General features: G+C 44.3%; 7 protein-coding genes. 6 read left to right on the top strand and 1 reads right to left on the bottom strand.

Translation table 11 applies throughout. The annotated features are described in order from the left end of the window. The 5 genes from AC1DVJ_RS29275 to AC1DVJ_RS29255 all read left to right on the top strand — a co-directional run. Nucleotides 1–750: xanthine dehydrogenase family protein molybdopterin-binding subunit (locus AC1DVJ_RS29275; RefSeq protein WP_477596145.1), on the top strand; the 750-nt coding region annotated here is incomplete at its 5' end. Then, on the top strand, nt 747–1,214 hold the full coding sequence (locus tag AC1DVJ_RS29270; protein WP_477596143.1) for a (2Fe-2S)-binding protein: 468 nt from the start codon (nt 747–749) through the stop codon (nt 1,212–1,214). The genes AC1DVJ_RS29275 and AC1DVJ_RS29270, both read left to right, overlap by 4 nt. Beyond that, nucleotides 1,208–2,071: an FAD binding domain-containing protein gene (locus AC1DVJ_RS29265; protein WP_477596141.1), complete on the top strand. Its 864-nt coding sequence runs from the start codon at nt 1,208–1,210 to the stop codon at nt 2,069–2,071. Before AC1DVJ_RS29270 ends, AC1DVJ_RS29265 begins: the two co-directional genes overlap by 7 nt. A gap of 296 nt (nt 2,072–2,367) precedes the next feature. Beyond that, nucleotides 2,368–3,558, top strand: coding sequence for an amino acid deaminase/aldolase (locus AC1DVJ_RS29260; protein ID WP_477596139.1), 1,191 nt, complete (start codon nt 2,368–2,370; stop codon nt 3,556–3,558). After that, a complete protein-coding gene (locus tag AC1DVJ_RS29255) occupies nt 3,546–4,874 on the top strand; it encodes a D-arabinono-1,4-lactone oxidase (RefSeq protein WP_477596137.1) in 1,329 nt (442 codons plus the stop codon). Before AC1DVJ_RS29260 ends, AC1DVJ_RS29255 begins: the two co-directional genes overlap by 13 nt. Here AC1DVJ_RS29255 and AC1DVJ_RS29250 read toward each other — a convergent pair. Continuing rightward, complete coding sequence (locus AC1DVJ_RS29250; protein ID WP_477596134.1) at nt 4,832–5,464, bottom strand: lysoplasmalogenase; 633 nt, start codon at nt 5,462–5,464, stop codon at nt 4,832–4,834. The two genes, AC1DVJ_RS29255 and AC1DVJ_RS29250, sit on opposite strands and share 43 nt — an antisense overlap. Nucleotides 5,465–5,592: 128 nt before the next feature. Here AC1DVJ_RS29250 and AC1DVJ_RS29245 point away from each other — a divergent pair. After that, on the top strand, nt 5,593–6,392 hold an 800-nt coding region (locus AC1DVJ_RS29245; RefSeq protein WP_477596132.1), incomplete at its 3' end, for an MFS transporter.

Below are 6,392 nucleotides of genomic sequence, written 5' to 3'. Positions count from 1 at the left end.
AATTCAGATATGGGTCAAGGCGCGCTAACCATTATGAGCAAAATTGTAGCCAAAGAGCTCGAACTACCATACGAAGACATATCGTTTCCATATCCGGATACGAAAGAAGTACCTGATTCGGGTCCAACCGTCGCATCCAGAACGACGATGATTGTCGGCAAATTGCTGGAACGAGCAGCAAGTAAACTAAAAGTTGGGTGGCAATCAGGCGTATATCAAGAGGTAGTAGAACATTATGTTCATGAAGAAATGATTCCTTGGGATGAGGAAAAATTTTCAGGAGATGCTTATCCCGCTTATGCGTGGGGAGTCAATATGATCGAACTAGAAGTGGATACCTTAACCGGAAATGTTCAAGTGGAGAAAGTTTACGGCAGCTTTGATATAGGAAAAACGATTGATGATCGAATTGTTAAAGGTCAGATCGATGGCGGCATGGCACAAGGGATCGCTTACGGTTATATGGAAAAAATGACGTCTAAATTAGGTAAGATCCAGCAAAAAAGCATTTCAGACTATGGCCCCCCAACGGCTATGGATGTAGTCCATATAGAAAGTAAACTCTATGATAATCCATTTGCCGGAGGACCTTATGGTGCGAAGGGTGTCGGTGAATTGCCATTAACGGGAGGGGCTCCGGCTGTGCAAGCAGCGATTGAGGATGCCTTGCAAATACCMTTTTTCCAAATTCCTGTTACGCCAGAATTGATTATCGAAAGTTTGACAAAGAAGGCGGGGGGAAGCGATTGATTAAATTTAACCTGAATGGAAGAGAAGTGGAAACAGAAGCTCCCTCCACCGTAAGGCTGATTGATTTATTAAGAGACGAATTTCAGCTAATCGGTTCAAAGGAAGGCTGTGGCGATGGAGAATGCGGGACTTGTAGTGTCCTTGTTAATACGCTTGTGCAGAATAGCTGCCTTATTCCCATTGGCGCCATCGAAGGAGCAGATATTATTACCATTGATGGGTATTGTAAGACAGATCAGTTTCAAATGTTAAGTGAATGTTATTCTGAAGCAGGTGCAGTTCAATGTGGTTTTTGCATACCAGGCATGGTTATGGCAAGCGCAGGCCTGTTATCCAAAAACCCTCATCCGACAGAAGAAGAGATTCGTGAAGGAATCTCCGGAAATTTGTGCCGTTGTACCGGCTATAACATGATTGTGGATGCGATTGACTTAGCGGCGAAAAAGGGTGAAGGCTTATGGTAATGAATACCAGTACCTCCTACCGATTTATGAGTTTAGAAGAAACCATCACTCAACTAGCCAGAGAAGACTGCCAAATTATTGCGGGCGGCACAGATGTTATGGTACAGCATAAAAGTCCGAGAGGGGCACCTGCCAAGTTTGATAAACCCATTGTATTTATTGATCATTTAAAAGAATTAAAGCAGATTGATAAGATGAATCATGACATTCATATAGGTGCTTGTTGTTCCTTTAGCGAAATGATCGAACACCCCCTCACACCGGAAATACTAAAAAAAGCAATAAAAGAAATTGCCGCGCCAGCTATTCGAAATAGAGGAACGATTGGCGGGAATATTTGCAATGCGTCCCCTGCAGGTGATACTTTGCCATTGTTATATATCTTAAACGCTAAAATCCTATTAAGATCCTCTAAAGGGGAGCGGGTTGTTGAGATTCGAGATTTTATTCAGGGACCTAGAAAAGTGAACAGATTGAAGGATGAAATCGTTACAGAAATCATTTTGCCAGAAGTGCAAGAGGATCGTACTTATTTTGTTTTTGAGAAAGTGGCTAACAGACGAGCAGATGCAATAGCTAAAATATCGTTTGCAGGTTCGATGCGTTGGGATGAAGGCAGGATTTGTGATGCTCGATTTGCTTTCGGTGCAGTAGGACCAACCATTGTACGTTCTATGGATATTGAAAAAAAATTATTGGGAGAAGCATTTCCGTTGGATAATAAGTTAATTGATGGGGTTGTTGCTGATTTTGAAAGCATATTAAAACCAATAGATGATCAACGCTCTACAGCGGTTTATCGGAAAACAGTTGCACTACATTTATTGCGTCATTTTCTTGAAAACAAACAAACATGAGTTCTTACAGATCCCCTTAAATAGGGGATTTTTCATTTTAAAGCCCATGCTGGGAAATAAATTCATGTCAATCCTTCTAATGAAAAGGATTTATTGAGTGCACGCACGACGTCTTCAGAAAATGATGCTATAATATAAATTTAACAAGGCAGCCCATGGGGCTTTTCAAGTAGATTTCAACAAGAGTGAAGTGGAAGCGTATACATTTGAAATCGGTCTCGTGTATAGCGAGATTTCCTTTATTATCAAACTTTTAAAGACTAAACATACTACTGTATTAGGAAGGAATTCAGAGGATGAAGGGAACTTACGAGTATTACAAGCAGATTTTCGAACATGTCCCAAAGCCTTTTGCTTTCGTGGACTTGGACATGCTGGATGACAATGCAAGGGCGATTGCTCGGGCAGCAGGCAGCAAGAATGTAAGAATTGCGAGTAAGTCGATCCGTTGTATCGATGCGATGCGCCGAATATTGGCCATGAATGATGTCTTTCAGGGCGTCATGTGTTATACCGCTGCCGAAGCCGCATTCCTGGCGCGGCATGGTTTCGACGATCTGCTGCTTGGCTATCCGCAGTGGCAGCCAGAAGCTATCACCGAATTGATCGAGCTTATTGGCGAAGGCCGCTCGATCACCTTGATGGTCGATTCCGTGGAACAAATCGAACATATTGAACGACTTGCGATTGCGTTGCAAGTATCCGTTCCGTTATGTATCGATATCGACATGTCGGCGGATTATCCTGGCTTGCATTTCGGCGTATGGCGCTCACCGCTTACTTCTTGGCATCACGTGCGTCCTGTTGCGGAGCGGATTATCCAATCTTCATGGTTGAAGCTGGAAGGGATCATGGGGTATGAGGCGCAAATTGCAGGCGTCGGCGATAACGTGCCTGGGAAGTACTTGAAGAATAAGATCGTGCAAGTATTGAAGAAGCGCTCCATCATTGAAGCGGCTAAGCGGAGACAAGAAGTCGTGGAAGGACTTCAGGCTATGAACGTCCAGCTTCGATTCGTTAACGCGGGTGGAACGGGCAGTATGGACAGCTCGCGAGAGGAAGCTTGTGTAACGGAAATTACAGCGGGTTCCGGGTTTTACGCACCTGGGTTATTCGACAATTATTCGTCGTTCCGTTATCAACCGGCGGTTGGTTATGCGGTAGAGGTGGTACGGCGTCCGAAGCCAGACGTAGTGACTTGCTTGGGCGGTGGATATACCGCATCGGGAGCCGTTGGCAAAGACAAACAAGCGAAGCCATATTTACCGGAAGGTTTGGAGCTATTCCCACTAGAAGGGGCTGGCGAAGTACAAACACCGTTGCGTCTCAAAGGTGGCGTTCAACTCGCGATCGGTGATCCGGTATTTTTCCGACATGCGAAAGCAGGGGAAATCTGTGAGCGATTCCTTACTTTATATGCCGTTTCGAAAGGCAGCATCGTGGCTGAATATCCGACATACCGCGGAATGGGGGAATGCTTTCTATGAAACAGGATTCGTTGACATGGTCGAACTGGTCAGGCAATGTTCAGGCATCGCCACAAACTGTGCGCTATCCAGATTCGATCGAAGCCGTTGTTGAAGTGGTTCGCATGTGCAGACAAGAAGGTCGAAAGCTGAGAGTGGTCGGAACGGGACATTCCTTTACGCCGATCGCGGCATCGAATGATGTTTTGGTTTCGCTTGATCGGATGCAGGGGCTTGTCCGAGTAGACCCTGAAGCTAGAACCGCAACGGTCTGGGCAGGTACAAAGTTGAAGCTGCTCGGGGAGAAATTGTTCGAACATGGATTGGCTCAGGAGAATATGGGAGACATCAATGTTCAGTCTATTGCAGGCGCTATCAGCACAGGAACTCACGGCACTGGCCGCGAATTCGGTAATATGGCCACGCAAGTGATAGGCATGACAATCGTCACTGGTACCGGGGAAGTTCTCGAATGTACAGAGGAATCGCACCCTGAATGGTTTAAAGCAATGCAGGTATCGCTTGGCGTTCTCGGCATTATCGTTCAAGTTACACTCAGGCTTCAGCCCGCATTTAAGTTGGCGTATGAAAGCAAAAGAATCCCGCTGAAATCTTGTTTGCAACAGCTGTCCGTTCTGGCTGACGAAAACCGTCACTTCGAATTTTATTGGTTTCCGTATGCCGATCCGTGCCAGGTGAAGTTGATGAACGAGACGAACGCGAAGGTAACGAATCGTAAGGTACGGGATTATATAAGTGACGTATTGCTGGAAAATACAGCCTTCCATCTGCTTTCGGAAGTGTGCCGTAAGCTGCCGCGGATGAGTCCGTCCGTGAGTCGTCTTTCGGCATCTCAAGTTCCGGTGAGCCGGAAAGTCAATTACAGTCACCAGATGTTCGCAACCCAAAGGCTAGTTCGTTTCAATGAGATGGAATATAACATCCCCGCAGCAGCCATGCCTGCAGTGATTGAAGAAATGCGTGAGACGATGGCGCGTGAGAAGTTTGATGTTCATTTTCCAATTGAGTGTCGGTATGCGAAAGGTGATGATATCTGGCTAAGTCCGGCCTATGAGCGTGATTCCGCGTATATTGCCGTCCATATGTATAAAGGTATGCTGTATGAAGACTATTTCGCAGCGATGGAGCGCATTTTCCTCCGTCATGGCGGAAGACCGCATTGGGGGAAAATGCATTCTCTTCAGGCTGCACAGTTGAAGGAGATCTATCCGATGTGGGAGCGTTTCTGTGCGATCAGGGAGACGTTGGATCCTGACCGTATTCTGCTGAACGATTATTTGCTGAAGCTTTTTGCACCGCGTGCAATAATGAATTGAGCACTATAGTAGGTAGACATGATTAGGATATCTGCATAGGAGATGGGAGAGACGAACAGGTCCCAAGATAGAATGGAATCCGAAATCATGAACAGGACGCTGCCGATGATAGCTAATTTATTACCAGTCATAATGGCAGCCCAACCCATAAGAGAGATAACGATAATGTAGAACAACACAGGTACCGCTAGTCCAGCATTATCTTGCTCTGTTAGGGAGATCAATAGCTCTCTGCCCATTAAGAATGAAAAGATGGAGATCGGTATGATCGAAGAGATCCGTAACCAAGAAAACCGCCATTGAACGAGAAAACCAGCTGTATAAAATAAATGACCGATAAGAAATGCGGCAAGCCCGAAAACGAACCAAAACATAATCAATCCATCACCAAGCATACCGAAGAATAAGCCGATTAACATCAGCCAATGAACGTTTTTTTTGGTTGAGGGCATATGCGTGTAAGCGTAATAAAATATCAGACACATCGGAATTAATTTGAATAAGAATTTAAATGCTTCATGATCAGGTCGAAGCTCCAAAATGTAAAGCATGCTAGTAAGTAGTATCGCAATCGGTAACCACCGTTTCATCGTACATCTCTCTCTTTCATGTTGGAATAACGCTTTAATAGACGTATTATAGTGGCACAGTGAACATTTGTAAACGCTTTATTTGTGGCCAATGAAGCACTATGAAGGGAAACGAAATTATGCAAAAAGTGGGAAACAAACTGTCCAAGGCTGAAATTTTTACATTTGCTTCCGGAGATATATTTGGCGGGGGAGCCCAGCTCATCATTTCTTTTTTCTATTTGATCTTTTTAACCGATGTGGTTGGAATAAGACCTGTGATGGCTGGAACCTTAATCTTAGTTAGTAAAGTATGGGATGCCGTAAATGATCCATTAATGGGTTTTATAACAGACAATACAAGGACAAAATGGGGTAGAAGGAAGCCTTATTTTTTCATTGGTTTTTTCGGCATCATCATCTCGTATTTCCTGTTGTGGTATCCGATCTCGGGAGACAACGAAATAGTCAAGTTCTGCTATGTATTGTTTGCTTATCTCCTGTACTCAACCATTTCAACCATGGTGATGATCCCTTATGCGGCTATGTGTAGTGAGATCACTACTGATTATAAGGAAAGAAATACGGTTAATGGCACGCGGCTCTTCTTATCGCAATGTTCCTCTCTGCTATGCGCGGTGCTGCCACTTGAAATTGTAAAAATGTTTGGAAATGAAGACACAGGATATATGGTCATGGCCCTCTGTTTTGGTGTGTTTTTTGCGGTACCCTTCCTGCTTATTTTCTTCTTTACCAAGGAGAGGGTTATGGTGAGTACGGAAAAATCACGCTTTACGATTGCGGCTTTAACAGCACCGTTCAAGGTTAGATCATTTCGAATTCTGATTATCATTTATCTGTTTTCCTTTCTATCTATGGATGTGATATCCACCGTTTTTGCCTATTTTATGAATTATTATCTAAAAAGACCTGATGAACTGAACTATGT

Source organism: Paenibacillus sp. P4_A9 (assembly GCF_056402415.1).
Note: the sequence above shows the minus strand (reverse complement) of the source record. Positions and strands in the feature narration are given on the sequence as shown.